The organism is Desulfosporosinus sp. BICA1-9, from assembly GCF_000802135.1.
Genome location: NZ_JUEE01000006.1, coordinates 18,369 through 36,274, shown reverse-complemented (window position 1 = coordinate 36,274; position 17,906 = coordinate 18,369). Strand labels below are relative to the sequence as shown.

Sequence of the window (17,906 nt, the reverse complement as noted above, 5' to 3'; positions counted from 1 at the left end):
ACAACAAGACTGGTTTCAAGTTCCATAGTTCCATAGTTCCGAAGTTCCGAAGTTCCGAAGTGGAGGGCAGCAAATGTTAGCAGTGTATAATACTATCAACAATACTATCGTTAGAACTGAAAAACCCGAAGAAAAGGGCTCCTGGATAAATTTGATAAACCCTACTGAAGAAGAAATAACTCTTATTACTAAAGCCATAGGAATCGAAGATTATTTTATAAAAGATGTTTTAGACGATGAAGAGCGACCCCGAATTGAAACTGAGAATAATCAAATTTTAGTTATTATTAATGTACCAATAATCCAAGACGCGACGGTTATCTACGAAACAATCCCTCTCGGAATCATATTGACCGAAAATCATCTTGTAACCGTGTGCTTACAAGAAGTCGATGTCCTTAAGGATTTTGCAAATGGAAAAGTTCGTGGAATGGAAACCCATAAAAAGACAAGGTTTTTATTTCAAATCCTCTATAAAAGTGCCTCCTTATATTTAACCTTACTTAGAGAAATTGAAAAGAAGACGAACGAAATTGAGTTGGCACTTCACAAATCAATGAAAAATAAGGAATTAATCAGGTTGCTGAACCTTCAAAAAAGTCTTGTCTATTTTACGACTTCCTTGAAATCTAATGAAAAAGTCATGGACAAGATGTTGAGAACGAAGGTCCTGAAGGTATATGAAGAAGACCAGGATTTGCTCGAAGATGTCATCATAGAAAATAAACAGGCAGTCGAGATGGCAGAAACCTATAGTAACATTTCGAGTAGTATGATGGATGCTTTTGCTTCCATTATTTCCAATAATTTAAACATGGTTATGAAGTTTTTGGCATCTATAACGATTATTTTAGCCCTTCCGACGATGCTAGCCAGCTTTTTCGGTATGAACGTTAAAATTCCTTTTCAGACATCAGACTATGGTTTTGGGATTGTTGTCGGTATGTCGGTTGTTCTTTGTTTTGGAGGGGTCATTTTTTTAATGAAAAAGGATATGTTTTAGGGCTCCAATCTGTTTTCAAAAGGACGGATCTTGGTTCTGGCAGAGCTACTGCGGTTTTTACTAACGTTGTATAAGTAGTATAGGAAGAGAAGAGACTTAAACCTCGCTTGTTAGGGTTTGAGTCTCTTTTTCTATATGTTAATTCTTTAGGGTAATTGAATGCATTATATTTCCTCGGCTCCACTTGAACAGTAAGCATTCCTTAATCGAATCACATCTTAAGTGTGACAGCGTTCACGGAATTACCAACCAAATTGTGATCTAATTGAGGGTAAGAACCGACTACATAGCATATTAGTTATAAATTGAACAATCAAGTGGAGGTGCTCGTAAGTGCAAAGAAAGAACCTGAAGCTTTCGCGTCGACAATTTCTTAAAGTATCTGCGGCTACTGGTGTTTTCGTAGGGACCGCAGGTACGGCCTCATTTATTCATCAAGCGATAGCCACACCTGAGCAAGTTGATGCGCAGCTAAATTATGTTCGCACGACCTGTTCGCCGAACTGTACAGGGGCGTGCGGGATGAAGGCCCTTGTAGAGGACGACCAGATTAAGTCAATTATTCAAGCCGCTGACTATCCAGAACAAGAGTACAATCCTCGCGGTTGCCTTAAAGGGCTGTCCATGACAAACCTTATCTATGGTCCGGACCGCTTGAAAACCCCCCTCATTTTAAAAGGTAAGCCAGGTTCTGGAGATTTTAAAGAAGCTTCCTGGACTGAGACTTTAGATTATACAGCAGGGCGTTTAAAAGAAATTGCTGATAAGTATGGCCCGGAGTCTATCGGGGTGCTCTTTCAGGTGGGTGGAACCGGATATGTCCAAAAAGGAGCGGTCAGCAGGTTAGCGACCTTAGCAGGCTGGACTATGCATCATGCTTATGACCAAAATGGGGATTTGCCGATGTTTTGGCCCATGACCTTCGGGGTCCAAAGTGAAGAACTCGAACCACGGGAATGGACGAATTCCCGCTATGTCATGATCTTTGGTTCTAATATCTTGGCAACTCGAATTCCGGATGCCCATTTTTTGCTGGAAGCTAGAAATCGAGGTGCTAAGATCCTGGTTTTTGATCCTAACTTTAGCCCCACCGCAGCAAAAGCGGATGAATGGTTTCCCATTAATACGAGCAGTGATGCAGCAGTTGCCTTAGGTTTAGCCAGGGTCTTAATTGAAGAGAAGATTTACGATGCAGATTTTATCAAAACCTTTACAGACCTGCCGCTTCTCGTGCGCGTGGATAATGGCAAACGACTTAAAGCACAGGAGGTTCAAGATCTCGTCAAGCCTGCTGATATACCAGCCTACAGGGAATCCTATGTTGCTTATAATGGTCAGTTAATAGCGGTTCATCCGGAAAAACTCGATCTGCCCACAGATATCATGATCGAAGGGATTGTGGAGGTGACCCTTAAAACGGGTGAGATCGTCAAAGCCAAACCTGCCTTCCAGCTCCTTAAAGAAAGCCTTAGCCAATACACGACCGAGGCCGTCGAGAAACTGGCGGGCATACCTAAAGAAGATCTTGTCCGCATTGCTCGAGAAATGGTGGAGAACAAACCACTCCATGTGATCTATGGTGCTGGTAATTATCAGTGGTATCACGGTGACCTGAAGGGTCGAGCGTTAGCCATGCTGCCAATTTTGACGGGGAATATCGGTAAACCCGGAGCAGGGATTTCCACCTATGCCGGTCAGTACCGGATTCGTTTTAGAGTTGCAGAGTGGTGGGTTCCGGAAGGTAAGAAGCAAAACTGGCTCCCCTTTCTTTACGTCCTCAATGGCCCGACCAAGACTATGAAAGCCCCTTGGCCCAAAAATGGGATTAAAGCACTGGTCGTGGGTTGGGGTAATCCCTTTGACCAGCATAACATGGCTAATAAACTCCGTGAAATGGTGGAAAGTGAAGATTTGGAATTTGTCGTGACCACGGATTTCCAAATGACCACATCCTGTCAATATAGTCATGCCGTCCTACCTGCAGTATCTTGGTATGAAAAAACTGATCTGGTGGCCACGCCAGTGCATCCTTACTTACAACTGCAGCAACAAGCTGTAAAACCACTTTATGAGGGCAAACCGGAGTTTTGGATTATTCGGGAACTGGCGAAGAGACTGAACCCAAATTTTGAAAAGTACTTTTATCCCGAGCTTGATCCGCAAGGGGCAGCAGAGAAAGTCATCGAGCTTTTGCTCAAAACCGGAGGACCTGAGGTAGAGGGTATTACCCTCGAACAATTAAAAAAAGGTCCGGTACGCTTAAAGTCTGAGGTCCCAGGAAGTCGGCAAATTCCTTTCTATGAGCAAGTCCAACATAAAAAGCCTTTTCCCCCCCTTAGCCTACCAGCCAAACTTGAACAAACGGCTCAGTTTGTGAAGAGTGGACGGATCGAACTATACAAAGATGAAGATATCATGCTTCAGGTGGGCGAGGCGCTTCCGGTACATAAGCCACCCTTTGAGGAAAGCGAGTATGCCTTAAATCCCCTCGCCAAAGAAAAGTACCAATTTAGCTATGTTACCCGAAATGCCATCTACCGAGTGCATTCCACGCATTCCAATAATATCTGGATGAACGAACTTCAGGAAGGAAAGCCGAGAGTGTGGCTCAGTCCCGAGGATGGCCAAGCAAAGGGCATCAAGGAAGGGGATCTCGTGGAAATCTTCAATGATCGTGGTAAAGTCTCGGCTTACGCAATCATTGATCCGGGGGTTGGTCTCAAGCAGGCGGTCTTTGAGCAAGGTTGGTGGAGTCGCTATTTGAAAGGAGAGTCATATAACTCCTTAACCTATCCCTTTATTAAACCAACCCATGAAATTTACTTTGTTCCTGGGATGTGGTCCCCAAACACAGCCTGGAACGAATGCCTCTGTGATGTAAGAAAGGTGGTTGATGTTCAATGAGACTAGGGATGGTGATTGACCTTGATCGTTGCATTGGTTGCCGTTCTTGTGCGGTAGTCTGCAAATCTCATAACGCCCAGCCGCCTGGGACGTGGTGGAATAGAGTATTTACCCCAGGAAGTACCTTTCATCAAGCTGCCGTTGGCAAAGCTGGAGCTTTGCAAATGGATTTTCTGCCGGTATCCTGTCAAATGTGCGACAATCCTGCTTGCCAAAAGGTTTGTCCTACCGGAGCCACCTATACCGATGAACGGGGCGTGGTATTGATTGACTTTGAACGCTGTATTGGTTGTCGATATTGCATAGCAGCCTGTCCCTATGGGGTTCGCCAATTCAACTGGGAAGACCCTAAGCAGGTTAAGGACCGAGTTGGGTATCAGGAAGGGTATGAGTATGGCTACCCTGTTGATTTCCGGGATAAGGATGGAAGGTTAGTTTTCACTCCTGATCGGCCAGTTGGTGTCGCTGAAAAATGTACCTTCTGTGTGCAATACACCTCTAGTGGAGAAGAACCAGCCTGTACTCGAGGTTGTCCGGGCAAAGTGCGCATCTTTGGAGACCTCGATGATCCAAAATCTGAAGTCAGTAAACTTATTGGAAAACGGCCGACCTATCGCCTGAAAGAAGAACTGGGCACTTCGCCCAAAGTCTTCTATCTGGCGCCAAGGTCGCAGATACGCTAGGAGGTGGGTAATGTGAAAAAAAGTAATGCCCTGTTGGGCTTAGCAATCACTTTAGTCTTGATTAGTTTAGCTGCCTGGGGATATCAAATGCAGAATGGTTTAAGCGTGACTAATATGCGCAATTCCTTTAGCTGGGGACTTTATATTGCGACCTTTGCGTTTTTTGTAGGGGTTGCTGCAGGCGGCTTGATTGTTTCCTCCTCAGTCTATCTCTTCAATCTTGAGAAACTTGAGCCCTTCACCCGCATAGCCTCTCTCTCAGCCTTTGCCAGTATTTTAGGCGCTGGGGCCATGATTTTGCCTGATATGGGTCGGGTGGAGCGGGTTTGGAAGATCTTTATTCATCCCAATTTTAGCTCCCCACTGGTTTGGGACGTCGTTGTCATCGCCGCCTACCTTGTCATTACCTTCTTAAGTGTCTATGTTCAACTTTTACCGGATTGGCGAAAAGAAGGGCGAGGATTTTTTAACGGCTGGACAAAAAGTCTCTCCCAAGAAGAGGTTGAAGCGCTCTCTAAAAAATGGTCCAAAGGTGTCGCTCTCGTCGGATTACCGGTGGCCATCTTGATTCACACTGTGACGGCTTTGATCTTTGCCACACAGAGCTCACGAGGGTGGTGGAATACAGCAGTGTTGCCGCCGGACTTTGTTTCTGTGGCAGTCGCCTCCGGAACCGCTCTAGTCCTGGTAATTTCTCTGCTCGCCGTGGGAAAAGAAAAGTTTTATCAGCATGAAGAGGCCTTCCAAACCATGGCCCACATCATAGCGGGGGCATTGATTGTGCACTTCTTCTTCGTCGGGATTGACCTACTCGTCCATGGGTGGTCGGGGAACCCAGAAGCCAGAGAAATTCTCTCCCTTGTTTTTGGTCACTATGGGCTTCTTTACGCGACAGAGATACTGCTGCCTGCCTTTACCATGATTTTCTTCTTCACTAAAAGGGGAAAAGGCAGTTTCAGATCACTGATGATCGGAAGCCTTCTCCTCTTCATAGGGGTCTTCGCTCACCGTATGATGTTGATGTTCCCTGCCTTTAATGCTATTCCACTGACCTTAGCCATTCCAGGGGCGGGCATAGAAAGTTGGGCCTACCCCATAGCCTTAGGGCAGTTTCAAGAAGGCCTGCCTATTTTTGTCAGTACTTGGGACTATTCGCCGACCTTGGTGGAGTATGCCGTGGCACTCTTACCCTTCGGGCTGGTGCTCTTTGTTGTGACTGGGGCGTTGAGAACGTATGATTTTCTGCCACAAAAATCCGTGTTGGGTCATCACTATGTCAGTAAAACTGAGCAGGCTCAGGCTACTTCAGGACTTGCCCCTTCAGAAATTGTTTGATAGAAATCTTTATCCAACTCATAAGCTCCCTTTACAAAACAGTAAAGGGGGCTCATTGACTAAATGCATCTATTAGATAGCTTATACTCTATCCCTCAGAATAAATACGTTTTTCCCCTTGGAGGGCTTGTATTTTTTGTACATCTTGGGTCACTTCGATGGTGCCACGATAGGTTCCGTCAGCATCACGCAAGGCGAAATATTGAATATAGACATATTGTTCGTTCATGTGGATCCAGAACTCGGCTGAATCTCGTTTGCCACTTTTAAAATCACCAACTATTTTAGTGACAATATGAACACTATCCGGTGGATGACAGTCTTTTACGTTGCGTCCGATAATGGCCTTACTGCGTTGGAATATGCGTTCTCTGCCGTAAGAGAAGTAACGAACTAGATCTCTATCGTCAACAAACGTAATATCAACGGGGAGATGGTTGAAGATCAGGCTGATCTGCTCAAGTGTTAAGGCACCGGTCTCAAAGGGAAGGAGCGCTTGGAATCCGTTTTTTCCAGCGTGCTGATTTGTTGAAAAGGCCCCTGGATCAACGGGTGGCTCGGGTGGTGCGCTAGGAATCCAAGCATGATCAGGCTCCACTAAAGTATAGCCGATTTCACTACTCTGCTCGGCAACAGCGGCCCATTCCCCCTCAGTTAAAGTATCCATACTCATAGGAAACATGATGTTTTCCTCTTTGTAAATTAGATCCTCAATCGCTTGGAGGACAGGGAGCGCTGTGGCTTGGATGAGTTTAGTGAGGGAATTTATATCGACCTGTGGGTTGGATAGTCCTGGAGAGATTTGTTTAAGCTGGGCCCGTATGTCATCTTGAATAGCCCACATCACTTTGGGAGGACCACTTACCCCATGCTTTTCTAAATAGGCAAAGAGGATGTTCTCCTTGCGGCTAAAGTGCTTCTCAATCTCTAGTAATTGGTTATGTAAAGATTGCCAGTCCTTGAGTTTTGCAGCCAAGTTAAGGTCTGTATTATTTTGTAGAATCTCCTCAAGGATAGGGCGAATCCCTTGAACCACCTGTGTAATGGCCTGGTTTTCTTTGCGAAAGGTATGAACAGGGTGCCCCCCAAGTTCTTGGGACTTGGGTTGTTTGTCAAGACTGTCTTGAAATACGGAGACGTGGATATCACAGAGACTCTTTATTTCCTCAGCGGGTAACCCTTCTTGGATTAACTCTTGTTCCAGAGCAGCTATTTCCGTGGCACCTACATCGGATAAAAGCTCTCGGAACCTTTCTTTAAGTTCTTGAGGATTTTTGTTCTGGTGGATATCAAGAATAATCTGCTTTAAGGTCTCTCTGCGCTGTCTTTGATTGTCGATTAGTTCGCTCATAGTTGGTCTCCCTTCATTAAAACTTCAAGTTTATCCAAGCTTCAAGACCCTCACTGCAATAATGGAAGGGGCTTTGAAAACAAGGTGAATAGATATCCGACGGGCCGCAGTGTTCTTTTGGGTCATTACTCATGTCTCCTTCGACCGTCAAGTGTTTTCTTTCGGGAGGGGCTCGAAATACTCAGCCTACGCCGGTGGGTATCCTTGGAGATTATCTTACCCGGAATTTTATAAAACTTTGCAGAAAATTGCTTTTAAAAACAACTCAGGTTGTCAGTTTATTTTATGAGCTGCTTGTCTGGAGGTTACAGTGCCCATGGGGAATGGGCAAGTGGTTGAAGGAATCGGTTAGCGAAGGGCCGACAGGTTGATGCAGCTCTTCCAAGAGTATAGGACGAAACTGCTTGCCTCCCCCGACAGTGACGGAATCCAAATTCGTCACCGGTGGCGAATTTGATCAACACTGTTGCAGGAATATTCAGGAAAAATGTTGAATTCTAGGTGAAAGCAATTTATGCCAATTATTTAACATACGTAAACAGCCGCGTGTCGATGCGAACGTTGTTTGAGAATGAATTCATAATCATTTTGTCTAGCGAATTATTCGACTTATTATTAACAGAGTAAGTTCAACATCAGGTCACTACGGAACCACCGCGTTAGCGGTAGTGCTATCCTATTACCAGTGAAAGGTGAATACTGCAGATTAGGCAAAAAATGCGAAGTTACCCAGAATTTATTCAAGTGATGGGTATTTATATAATCCGACATATAAGCAAACCTGGATTTGAGAGGAGGATAATATGATTGAAATAGTATTCAGCGATAGTGCTTGTGGAAGTCTTAAAGTGGCACAGCACTATGGCGAGGGGAAATATCAAGGTGGGTGTATTGGTGTTATCGTTAGTCACACGGATGGAAGCAAGCCAACCAAAGAGGAAGTTGAAGTTGCTCAACAAGAAGCAGAAGAAAAGGCACGCTTGGCGTGGGAGAGCGCTACCCCTTTGAGTGGAAATACATCAGACATCTATGGATTCAATTTGGTGCTGAGCGTTGGAGATATTTCGGAGAATCAGCCCGGTATCAAGCGGAAACAGACATTGGAACACATATACAGCGTTTATCCGAATGACGAGGGGTGTCAGGCGGCTCAGGAAATACTTAAACGGGTAAATGAAGATCTGAAAAAGGTTCGGAAACGCGTAACATTGGGAGAATCCCTTCGAGTATGGTACAGCAATCAGCCTGATGAAATGTGTGGACTCTATTGGTTCATGGGGCAGTTGAATCAGTGGAAAGTGCATAGCAGACAGGTTTCTATTGTCAAGCTCCCAGAATGGGAAGCTGACGAAAAGGGAAATATCGTGCAGAAAAGCGGCTGGGGTGAAGTTGCTCCCGGAGAATGGCATCGGTATCTTGCCTTGCAAAAGCCTGTACTACAGGTATTTGAACAAAGCTGTGCATCTCATTGGCAGGAGCTTCAAAGGGAGAACGCACCTTTGCGGGCCACGCTGAATGGACAGTTGATCAGTGCACAGGAAACCCTCTATGATGGCTTTATCCTTCGTGAAATCGCAGCAGAAGGTGAGGAATTTCAGGAAGTAATGGTTATCGGGCGGGTGCTTGGTAAATATCAACTTGGAATTGGTGATTACTGGGTCGCATTCCGCATAGAAGAAATGATCCATGCCGGAAAACTTGAGGTTGTGTCTGCAGTTGCCGAAGGTATGCCAGTCTATCATCGAGTAAGGTTACGGTTGAGGTTAGGATGAGTAAGAAGTTTTGACAGAAAATAAAATCAAAGATGTTGCTTATATTATTAACGTATGTGTTATAATATTAGTATGATAGAAGTAAGAACTTAACGTATATGTTAATGGAGGGGTTAAGATGGTAAACAATATTGATATAGGTCAAAAGCTTCAAGATGTTAGAGATAAACTTGGTCTTACGCAAAAACAAGTTAGCGAATATATTGGCATAAATCCCACGCAGTTGAGTTACTACGAAAATGGCAAGCGTAAAATTGGATTGGCTGACTTGAACGGTCTTGCACAATTATATGGATATTCCGTAGAATATTTCGTAAAGGAAGATTTCACCAGAGATGAAAATGATATTTCTTTGGCTTTTAAAGCTGGAGAAATTAACGATGAAGATATGAAAGTTGTTTTATGGGCAAGGCAATTTATTAATAACTTGCATGATATGAAAATTAGAGCGGGGGGGATTTGATAGTGGCTAAGCGTAATAATTATGATTATGCCACCGTCATTAATAAGGCGCTAGATGCAAGGAACAGCTTAAGCTTAAGTTCGTATGAACAGGTCGATATTTTCAAAATTTTGAGAGATAAAGAAAATGTTTCGATAATACTAACAGAGATGAAAGGAGATATCTCAGGCTTTTTTTTAAGGAAAGAGGATATATGCGTTATAGTAATTAATAATAAAAATACTTTAGGACATCAAAGATTTGCAGCAGCACATGAATACTATCATTATAAATTTAATAGAGGCATGACTTATAAAATATGCCCTATATTAAAATATGATGACGAATATGAAGTGGAAAAAGAAGCTAATATATTTGCATCACACTTTTTGATGCCTGATGCTGCATTGGAATATTACTTGGGAAAAAGAGTTGTAAGAAGAGAATTGAATATAAGCGACTTGGTTTTTCTTGAAAATCATTTTATGATAAGTCATAAGTTCACTTTGAATAGGATAAGGGAGATAAATAAAAAACTAAATATCACAGATGAAGATTCATTAATCGAAATGGAAGCAGGAATAATTGGACAAGCTAAAAGGCTTGGATACTCTACAGATATTTACAAAACTACTTCAGGCAAAGGGCGAGAAATTTTTTCTAATTATGCAGAGCTTGCGAACGAGCTGCTTGAAGAGAAAAAAATATCATTTGGTAAATATGAACAAATCTTACTTGACGGAGGTTATGAATCCTCATTATTTGGATCGGATGAAGATAATGAGGAGGAAAATATGCTGTGAAATCTCCGATTGTTTTTGATAATGATTGTATATCATCTTTTCTATGGGTCAATAGAGTGGATATAAAGACTATTTTTCCAAGGTAGATTATTGTTCCAACTGTTGTTTGCAATGAAATTAGAAAAGTCAACTATATATATAGGATTTTGTATGACGAAGTTAATAAAAAAGAAATTGAAATTGTTGATTTAAGGATAGATAGTGAATCTTTTAATGAATACTTAAGATTGATTTCTCCTGAAAATCAAATGCAAATTGATCCAGGAGAAGCTGCTGCCATTGTATTAGCTAAGGAACTTAGCGGAACACTAGCAAGCAACAATTTGAAAGACATTTTACCTTATGTCAAAACTGAAGAGCCTCCATATATTTGTACGGATAACATTCTTTATACTTCTTTGAAGCAAGGCATTATTACTGAGCAAGAAGGTACAAGCATATGGATAGAAATGAAAAAAAAGAAAAGGGCTTTGCCTAGGTATGAGTTCTTAGAATCAGTAAGAAGGTTAGATAATAATCTACCAAGATAAAAATATTTATCATAACACTTATACTAAAGGGCATCTGCTGGATGAAGGTAGATGCTTTTAATATAGATTAAAACGAAAAAATGCATAGCGACCCACATTCCGCTGACATTCCGAGGAAAATAAATAGTTAATTTATTCCATTAAATCCTTAGGTTCCATACCCATTATCTTCAATAGCGTCATGCCCCTGAGTGTACTTGAGCTATCATCAAGATAACAAGTATATTCTTCATGTCCCATTTTAATAAAGTACATTCCCTCTAAAGCATACTGTAAGAAAGCAAAGGTAGGAGAATCCTGAAGCTTTGCCCCGTTATAGCCAATTTTGGGGAGTTCACCCGTCCATTCTTTGCGTCCTTTTCTCAATTTATATTGAATGAGCGCCCGTATTAACAAGGATACATTCAGTAGCATCATCAATGCTCTCACTCGATGAGGATGCTTTAAAAAGATAACTGAGGCAAGGCAGGGTTCCTTGTAGTATCTGAAATCAATCTCAACCACCATCTGATCCTTGTAATAGGCCACAATATCCTTATCGGTGGCTTCCTCAACAGGGACATTGGAGACCAGCACGAAACATTCTTCCGATTGTTTGAGTGTTTTAGCCTTTTCCTCATCAAGTCCTGCGATGCTGATATTGATTTTCCATGTGGATTTATATTCATTTGGAACTTGCACTTTCAACGAAGGTCTGCCCGGTCTGCGTTTTAGTATTTTTGTCTCTTCAAATACGCCCTGACATACATAGGCTAGCTTACTGTGTTTTTTGGTAAATCGTTCCCATTCCGCGACGGCATCCGCTTCACAGGCAAAGGTCTTTTTCGACACCTCTTCAATGGCTGTCTCCAGGATGTGGCGCTGTCGCTCTATTTTGTTGTCATATCGGGAATCCCCAGCTGAACTCTTTACCACGATGACTCGTAAATCCGTCTTCTCAAATTCTTCTTTAAACGGTTGTACGCTATAGTTGCAGGCTTTTTTGCTTTTGCCAAGGACTCCAATATCCTGCCATTGGTTATCCTTGTAGGCTTTTTCTACCATTCTATCAGTGTATCGAGTCAACAGAATATATGAGGGCAAATCATATGAAACTGCTAAAACAATGGAGAGATGAAGCCGTGCGCGAAGGCAAAACGGAATATATTAATAGTCAAGGAAAGTCATTCGATATTAGTCTTCAAACGTGCTTGAACTGTCATCATGACCCTGTATCAAGTACGTCTGATCAATTCTGTGTTTCATGCCATAATTATGCTGCTGTAAAGGCAAACTGTTGGAGTTGCCATTTGCAACCGGTTCATCCATCCTGATTCTTTTATAAATAGCAAGATCTAATGAATTCAGACCCGAATGTTAAAGCCCACATGGGACAAGATAATCTTGATAGAATGAACCAATTTATGACTCAATCTGGAGGAAACATGATGACCAACGGAAGTGGTGTTACAAGTTCTGGGAGTGCGATGATGAATTTCTAGAGTCATACTAAGTACAGGGAACCAATTTTATGAGTTTACCCATTGTGGTTGCTTTTTTTAAACTTAAGAATATAGGGTAGCCCCCTATACTATACTCAAAATGGTGGTGAGTGAATGAACGGGCTGGTCAAAGAAATAAAACACATGAAATCTCTGCGTCAGAGAACGGTTAGAAACTGGAGACACGGAGGTAGTGGACGAAGTACTAAAAACGGTGTTTCGCATGATGAGATAAACATCAGTAAACAATAAACATTGACACTCCCCATCGATAAATCTAGGGGATTCTTGGGAAAGACCGTCTATTGACAGTTTATTAACCAAGCTATCCTTGCATGTCCTGCAATTAGTTAGTTGCATCTCATACAGCTAACAATCTAAGTCCTTCTGCTAGTATGTTGTGCGAAGCATTAATATCTCTATCGTGCTCCGTCTGGCAATTAGGACACAACCATACTCTCAAATTTAGATCCTTAACGTCTCTATTTCGATATCCACAGCAAGAACAAAGTTGACTTGATGGAAATGACATGCCTATGACAACAATCGTTCTGCCATACCAAGTTGCCTTGTATTCTAGCATTGATCTAAACTTAGCCCACGAAACGTCGGCTATAGATTTCGCTAATTTGTGATTTTTAATCATATTCCCTACGCTTAAATCCTCTAAGGAAATAATTTGATTCTCACTAATTACCTTAGTGGATAGTTTCTGTAGGAAGTCATTCCGCCGATTAGCTATTTTCTCATGGAGTATAGCTACTTTGTTTCTCACTTTATGACGATTACTACCCCCTTTCTTCTTTCGGGAAAGGGACTTCTGAAGTCGTGATAAACGTAGTTCTTCCTGCCGATAGTGTTTAGGATTCGCTACTTTTTCTCCAGTGGATAATATGGCAAAGTCTTTAACACCTAAGTCAATTCCGACCATCTGCTTAACTTCAGGAAGGTGAACTATTGGAGTATCCACTAGGATCGATACAAAGTATTTTCTCGCTGGATTACGACGAATTGTAGCATTAATGATCTGCCCTGCAACCTCTCTCGACTTAGCAAATTTGACGAGACCAAGTTTAGGCAGCTGTATTGTGTTGCCAATTACCTTGATCGCTGTACCATTATTTTTACTGGTGTAGGATTGAACCGGATTCTTTTTAGACTTGAATCTAGGAAAGCCTAGTTTCTCTTTAAAAAATCTCTGATAGGCAAAGTCTAAGTCCTTTAGTGTCGCTTGAAGTGATGTCGAATCAATTTCTTTCAGCCAAGGAAGTTCTTTCTTGAGTTGTGTTAGGTTTAAGCAACACTGATTAAATCCAAGAGTTCGCTTTTCCTCTTCCCAAAACCACTTTCGTTCAGCCAAGAAGTGATTAAACACAAAGCGATTACAACCTATGGATTTAGCAATCAGAACTTCCTGTTCCTTATTGGGATACAGTCTAAATTTAAAGGCTTTATGCAACGATTGCTACCTCCTTTCAGAAACCTTCTGACTTTCGATATACTGCTTCACAATAGCTAACGGCGCACCACCAACGGTAGAAATAAAATAGGAATTAGTCCATAAGGTTGGCAATTTAGTGGTGAGTTCTTTGAATTCCTTTCTAAGTATTCTCGACGTTTTTCCTTTGATCGCTTTGATCACCTTATGAACCCCGAATTGAGGATCTACTTCAATTAGAAGATGCACGTGGTCAGGCATAATCTCCAGTTCTATTAGCTCAGACTGAAGTTCTTCGCATATCTCCCTTATCAACTCCTTTAAGCGAACTTCAATTTGACCGACCAAAACTTTCCTGCGGTATTTTGGACACCAAACCACATGGTACTTGCATGAGTAGACAATGTTGTTGTTAGATTTGTATTTTACTTCCATACTCAATATTATACTAAACGTATGTATATAATACAACAAAATGTTAGAATTGCCTTATATCCCCATAGTTGAAACTAGGAGCTTTACGGCAACAAGTTGTAAATATTCAAGGGTAACCATGTAAAAATTTATTAAATTCACAATTTGCAACTGTCATGAACACGAGGAAAAGGGAGACTTACTGACGTGTCTGAAAAATTGGTCTCTATTTTAGAGGTGTGTTTCCATTAAAAATACTCATGCCCTGTTGAAGGTTTTTCGTTAGATTTAGCGAATTATCTATCTGAGGTGATTTAATTTTGAAGACTCAATATCTTGTGATTCCAGTCACGGATGAAGAACGTAAACGGTTTAATCATGTATGTTTAAAATTGGGTATTACCATTGAGCAATTCTTTAACACTGCGCTTCGTGAAGGAGAATTGGAAATACTTAGCACTGAGGCATTTAGTCCTGGTGGTACGTTTTGGAATGAAGAACAATCGTTCAAGAAGGACTCTGAATAAGCACTACGATAGCCTACCTTGATCGAGGCTATTTGCATTATCTATTTCAAGAAGCGGCGGCACTAGCCACCGCTTCTTTGTTTTCGACTTTGTTGATTTTTTTCTTTACTATATCTGACTTTGTAATATAATAGTTTTGGTGCTCAAGCAAACTTATTATGCCCCTCATAATTGACAACTGCAAACTTGCGCTGTGCCAGAACGTCACGGAAAGGTGGTGAATATATGTCTGACCTGACGAAATCCGACTTAGAAAGCTTAGCCGAAAACCTTGAAAAACGTGCCAATGAGAATGAAAAGCCTGTTACTATGGTAAGCTTTAAAGATCTGTTTACACCTTCTTTTATGGCAAAGCACACTCAATTTGCTAATTTTAGCGAGCTGCTCGTCTGCGGAGAATTCAATGTGAACAGCTTAGAAGAATTTATGGCTCTTCTCGATGAGAAGTTTGATGCATTTGTAAAGCAAACTACTCAATTTCAAACTTGGGAAGAGATGCAATCAACAGCTGTTGCTGAGTATGTTAAGTCCTTAAACTAACCCTATACTGTTAGGCAAAAATATTAAGAAGCCATTACTGAAAGGTAATGGCTTCTTAATATTTTAACTATAAATTTTATGAACTTAAATTTAAGGCTAAATTCTAGTTTACTAGTTCAAATAATCCTTTTACAGCATTGTAAATAAAGACTTCTCCTGTTTCAATCGTATAGTACATACCTACAATATCAAGCTCTTTCTTGTTAAATTTTTCGACAATAAAGGGATATGTTAACAAATGCTTTATCTGTTCAACAATGTTCATCTGCTCTGTAAGCCATTCCCTCTTCATTTGATCATCTTTACTATCCAGCTCGTCTAATACCCTTGTCTTAACATTTTCAGCTAGCTCTAACCACTTCTTAACATTAGGAATATTATCAAGCACTGTATCTGGTAGATAAATAGATGCGCATCCGCCACAATTTGAGTGACCACAGACAATGATACTTTTTACTTTTAGCACCTGGACCGCATATTCTATGGCGGCAGTTGTTGCTGAAACCATTAAATCCTCGGGTACTTGATGATATTTAGGAATAATATTCGCGATATTTCTGACTACGAATAATTCTCCAGGTAGGGATTTGGTAATTAATTCAGGAACTACCCTTGAATCTGAACATGCAATAAATAAGGTATGGGGTTCCTGGCGATTCTTCAGTCTACAAAACAAATTTTTATGTTCTTCGTAATCTTGAGTTCGAAATTTAATGAGTCCTGCTAAGATACTCTCCATTTAGTAAACCTCCTATTCATCATCAATTAATGAATCGAAACACATGGGCGGCGCTCTATATTATAATTACATAGGTTTAATTTTCTACACCCTACATAGCAACTACAGAAAATGAGAGCTTTCTTATTATCTATAATTGAAGGTTATCATCATGAGCATAGAACGTCAATATGGCATCTATTAAATTTTAGTATGGTACAATAAGGTTGCATTGTATTTATATGTGATTTAATAAATACAACATTCTCAAGAAGGTGCAATATAAGCGACGTTTATGATATCACTCCAGATAATGTCTGAAAATTCAAATATATATATAATAAAAAAAGCTGCTTTTCATCATTAGATATTGCAATACACTTAATTAAATTTTTCTCAATTAGATATCTTTTAACCAAATCCTATAATCAAGTTCGAGATAGTTTCTTAAATCCTCTTCTGTAAGGGGGTCTTAAGATTGTGATATACTTAATAGGTATAATAACACTGAGACATAATCACTTAACCTCAATGAAAAAAGGTGTTATCTAATGAATATTATTACCTATCTTAACGACGTGGTTAGGCTCCGTTTTCCCGCCTTAACTCATGATAACTTTCGAATATATTGGCTTGGTCAATGCGTCTCCTTGATTGGTACCTGGATGCAAAACATCGGGCAGACCTGGCTTGTCTATTCTCTTACCGGCTCACCCTTACTTTTAGGGCTATTGGGAGCTACCCAATTTTTACCAATCACGTTCTTTTCTTTATTTGCTGGTGTAATTATTGACAACTATCCGAAGCGAACTATACTCCTATTGACACAGCTTATTTCGATGATTTTAGCCTTTACTCTCTCGTTACTGGTTTTCACACACACTGTGAAGTATGAATATATTCTACTGCTAGCCTTTATTTTAGGTTGTTGTAATACGATCGATCTACCTACTCGACAAGCCTTTACATTTGAAATGGCTGGCAAACACGATTTGCTGAGTGCGATCGCCTTGAATTCTGCAACGTTTAATCTGGCAAGAATCATTGGTCCGGCAATCGGCGCTTTAATTATGGCGTCTTTTGGCGCGGGTTGGTGCTTTTTCCTAAACGGAGTAAGCTATATAGCAGTCCTAATTAGCTTACTTAAGATCAAGGTGAGTCCTTATGTTAGAAAAAAAGCCTCTAACACCATGTTAAAGGAAATCAAGGACGGATTAAGCTATATCTCGCAAGAACCCTCTTTGCTTCGGACAATCCTCATGGTTCTAGTCATCGGTTTATTCGTCTTTAACTTTAATATCCTTCTTCCGGTATTCACAAAGGATGTGCTTCATCAAAGGGAACAGGTCTATGGTTTATTGATGTCAACTCTTGGGGTCGGATCATTATTAGGGGCTATAATGGTGTCCATGAAGAGTAAAATTGGTCCCCATTCTAAGATTCTTATTTTTAGTACTCTGATGGTCTCGATCATGTTTATTTTAATTAGCTTCACCAAAACATATTATTACACTGCAATTCTTTTGCTTTTAGCAGGCGTAGCTACTATATGGTTTACTACAAATGCCAACTCAACTCTGCAAATCACCTCCAAAGACGAGTATCGTGGTCGAGTAATGAGCGTCTATTCTTTAGTATTTGCTGGTTCAACCCCCATAGGAAATATGTTTGCTGGCTTTGTAGCTGGTAGGCTTGGCGCGGAAAATGCCTTTTTAATCAGTGGAATCTTAACAATGTCTTCGATTGGAATATTGACGTTGATATTTAAGTTAAGAAAGCAGGAACTGCCAGTATCAAAAGCCAGTCTGTAACTCTAAGCTCTTCTCTTCATAAATTAAAAGTACTTACTATATAGCCAATAAACTCCTGCAATCCCACCTGGGATAGCACACGCCAGCAGGTAGGCATAGATAGTTGGTTTGATTAGGTCCTTCCATACGCTATATTTAGTCATTCACGATCACC

17 protein-coding genes and 1 pseudogene are annotated in these 17,906 nt (G+C 40.9%); 13 read left to right on the top strand and 5 right to left on the bottom strand.

Annotated elements, in window-relative coordinates:
- Nucleotides 1-73 precede the first annotated feature (73 nt).
- The 4 genes from JL57_RS00585 to nrfD all read left to right on the top strand — a co-directional run bounded on the left by JL57_RS00585 (nt 74) and on the right by nrfD (nt 5,925).
- A complete protein-coding gene (locus tag JL57_RS00585; protein ID WP_034140107.1) occupies nt 74-1,003 on the top strand; it encodes a magnesium transporter CorA family protein in 930 nt (309 codons plus the stop codon).
- 333 nt (nt 1,004-1,336) lie between these two features.
- Nucleotides 1,337-3,907, top strand: a complete 2,571-nt coding sequence (locus JL57_RS00580; RefSeq protein WP_034140106.1) for a molybdopterin-dependent oxidoreductase — start codon at nt 1,337-1,339, stop codon at nt 3,905-3,907.
- Nucleotides 3,904-4,590 carry a 4Fe-4S dicluster domain-containing protein gene (locus JL57_RS00575; RefSeq protein WP_034140105.1) on the top strand — a complete coding sequence of 229 codons (687 nt, stop codon included), beginning with the start codon at nt 3,904-3,906 and terminating at the stop codon, nt 4,588-4,590. The genes JL57_RS00580 and JL57_RS00575 overlap by 4 nt, the downstream gene beginning before the upstream one ends.
- A 12-nt stretch (nt 4,591-4,602) precedes the next feature.
- Nucleotides 4,603-5,925: an NrfD/PsrC family molybdoenzyme membrane anchor subunit gene (gene nrfD / locus JL57_RS00570; RefSeq protein ID WP_291299542.1), complete on the top strand. Its 1,323-nt coding sequence runs from the start codon at nt 4,603-4,605 to the stop codon at nt 5,923-5,925.
- A gap of 88 nt (nt 5,926-6,013) precedes the next feature.
- Here the strand turns inward: nrfD and JL57_RS00565 are convergent, their stop codons facing one another.
- Entirely contained in the window at nt 6,014-7,276 is a 1,263-nt protein-coding gene (locus JL57_RS00565) for a DUF438 domain-containing protein (protein ID WP_034140104.1), read from the bottom strand.
- 803 nt (nt 7,277-8,079) lie between these two features.
- On the opposite strand from JL57_RS00565, the gene JL57_RS00560 reads away from it, so the two are divergent.
- The 4 genes from JL57_RS00560 to JL57_RS00545 all read left to right on the top strand — a co-directional run bounded on the left by JL57_RS00560 (nt 8,080) and on the right by JL57_RS00545 (nt 10,823).
- Nucleotides 8,080-9,048, top strand: a complete 969-nt coding sequence (locus JL57_RS00560; RefSeq protein ID WP_034140103.1) for a DUF3658 domain-containing protein — start codon at nt 8,080-8,082, stop codon at nt 9,046-9,048.
- Nucleotides 9,049-9,166: 118 nt separating this feature from the next.
- Nucleotides 9,167-9,511, top strand: coding sequence for a helix-turn-helix domain-containing protein (locus JL57_RS00555; protein WP_034140102.1), 345 nt, complete (start codon nt 9,167-9,169; stop codon nt 9,509-9,511).
- Nucleotides 9,512-9,513: 2 nt separating this feature from the next.
- Nucleotides 9,514-10,293 carry an ImmA/IrrE family metallo-endopeptidase gene (locus tag JL57_RS00550; protein WP_291299541.1) on the top strand — a complete coding sequence of 260 codons (780 nt, stop codon included), beginning with the start codon at nt 9,514-9,516 and terminating at the stop codon, nt 10,291-10,293.
- Nucleotides 10,294-10,439: 146 nt separating this feature from the next.
- Nucleotides 10,440-10,823, top strand: a complete 384-nt coding sequence (locus JL57_RS00545) for a hypothetical protein (RefSeq protein ID WP_291299540.1) — start codon at nt 10,440-10,442, stop codon at nt 10,821-10,823.
- Nucleotides 10,824-10,955: 132 nt separating this feature from the next.
- On the opposite strand, the gene JL57_RS00540 is transcribed toward JL57_RS00545, so the two are convergent.
- Complete coding sequence (locus JL57_RS00540; protein ID WP_034140101.1) at nt 10,956-11,906, bottom strand: hypothetical protein; 951 nt, start codon at nt 11,904-11,906, stop codon at nt 10,956-10,958.
- Between JL57_RS00540 and dsrJ the strand changes: the two are divergent.
- Together dsrJ and JL57_RS33165 are read left to right on the top strand one after the other, a co-directional pair.
- Nucleotides 11,873-12,136: pseudogene (gene dsrJ, locus JL57_RS33170) on the top strand (sulfate reduction electron transfer complex DsrMKJOP subunit DsrJ); the annotation flags it as partial. The gene JL57_RS00540 and the pseudogene dsrJ sit on opposite strands and share 34 nt — an antisense overlap.
- Before the next feature lie 282 nt (nt 12,137-12,418).
- Nucleotides 12,419-12,556 (top strand): hypothetical protein, encoded by a 138-nt coding sequence (locus JL57_RS33165; RefSeq protein WP_291299539.1) that lies wholly within the window; start codon nt 12,419-12,421, stop codon nt 12,554-12,556.
- 109 nt (nt 12,557-12,665) lie between these two features.
- Here JL57_RS33165 and tnpB read toward each other — a convergent pair whose 3' ends face one another.
- Together tnpB and tnpA are read right to left on the bottom strand one after the other, a co-directional pair.
- Nucleotides 12,666-13,763: an IS200/IS605 family element RNA-guided endonuclease TnpB gene (gene tnpB / locus JL57_RS00535; protein ID WP_034140100.1), complete on the bottom strand. Its 1,098-nt coding sequence runs from the start codon at nt 13,761-13,763 to the stop codon at nt 12,666-12,668.
- A gap of 6 nt (nt 13,764-13,769) precedes the next feature.
- Complete coding sequence (gene tnpA, locus JL57_RS00530) at nt 13,770-14,177, bottom strand: IS200/IS605 family transposase (protein ID WP_034140141.1); 408 nt, start codon at nt 14,175-14,177, stop codon at nt 13,770-13,772.
- Between the two features lie 299 nt (nt 14,178-14,476).
- Between tnpA and JL57_RS00525 the strand changes: the two genes are divergently transcribed.
- Nucleotides 14,477-14,683 (top strand): hypothetical protein, encoded by a 207-nt coding sequence (locus JL57_RS00525; protein ID WP_034140099.1) that lies wholly within the window; start codon nt 14,477-14,479, stop codon nt 14,681-14,683.
- Nucleotides 14,684-14,908: 225 nt separating this feature from the next.
- Nucleotides 14,909-15,223, top strand: a complete 315-nt coding sequence (locus JL57_RS00520) for a hypothetical protein (RefSeq protein ID WP_034140098.1) — start codon at nt 14,909-14,911, stop codon at nt 15,221-15,223.
- Nucleotides 15,224-15,326: 103 nt separating this feature from the next.
- Here JL57_RS00520 and JL57_RS00515 read toward each other — a convergent pair whose 3' ends face one another.
- On the bottom strand, nt 15,327-15,962 hold the full coding sequence (locus tag JL57_RS00515) for a carbonic anhydrase (RefSeq protein ID WP_034140097.1): 636 nt from the start codon (nt 15,960-15,962) through the stop codon (nt 15,327-15,329).
- A 530-nt stretch (nt 15,963-16,492) separates the two neighbouring features.
- Here JL57_RS00515 and JL57_RS00510 point away from each other — a divergent pair.
- Nucleotides 16,493-17,752: an MFS transporter gene (locus JL57_RS00510; RefSeq protein WP_034140096.1), complete on the top strand. Its 1,260-nt coding sequence runs from the start codon at nt 16,493-16,495 to the stop codon at nt 17,750-17,752.
- Nucleotides 17,753-17,906: the final 154 nt, after the last annotated feature.

Coding starts and splice junctions, on each gene's coding strand:
- JL57_RS00585 (WP_034140107.1), top strand. CDS start 74: ATGTTAGCAGTGTATAATACTATCAACAATACTATCGTTAGAACTGAA.
- JL57_RS00575 (WP_034140105.1), top strand. CDS start 3,904: ATGAGACTAGGGATGGTGATTGACCTTGATCGTTGCATTGGTTGCCGT.
- JL57_RS00565 (WP_034140104.1), bottom strand. CDS start 7,276: ATGAGCGAACTAATCGACAATCAAAGACAGCGCAGAGAGACCTTAAAG.
- JL57_RS00560 (WP_034140103.1), top strand. CDS start 8,080: ATGATTGAAATAGTATTCAGCGATAGTGCTTGTGGAAGTCTTAAAGTG.
- JL57_RS00555 (WP_034140102.1), top strand. CDS start 9,167: ATGGTAAACAATATTGATATAGGTCAAAAGCTTCAAGATGTTAGAGAT.
- JL57_RS33165 (WP_291299539.1), top strand. CDS start 12,419: ATGAACGGGCTGGTCAAAGAAATAAAACACATGAAATCTCTGCGTCAG.
- tnpA (WP_034140141.1), bottom strand. CDS start 14,177: ATGGAAGTAAAATACAAATCTAACAACAACATTGTCTACTCATGCAAG.
- JL57_RS00520 (WP_034140098.1), top strand. CDS start 14,909: ATGTCTGACCTGACGAAATCCGACTTAGAAAGCTTAGCCGAAAACCTT.
- JL57_RS00515 (WP_034140097.1), bottom strand. CDS start 15,962: ATGGAGAGTATCTTAGCAGGACTCATTAAATTTCGAACTCAAGATTAC.
- JL57_RS00510 (WP_034140096.1), top strand. CDS start 16,493: ATGAATATTATTACCTATCTTAACGACGTGGTTAGGCTCCGTTTTCCC.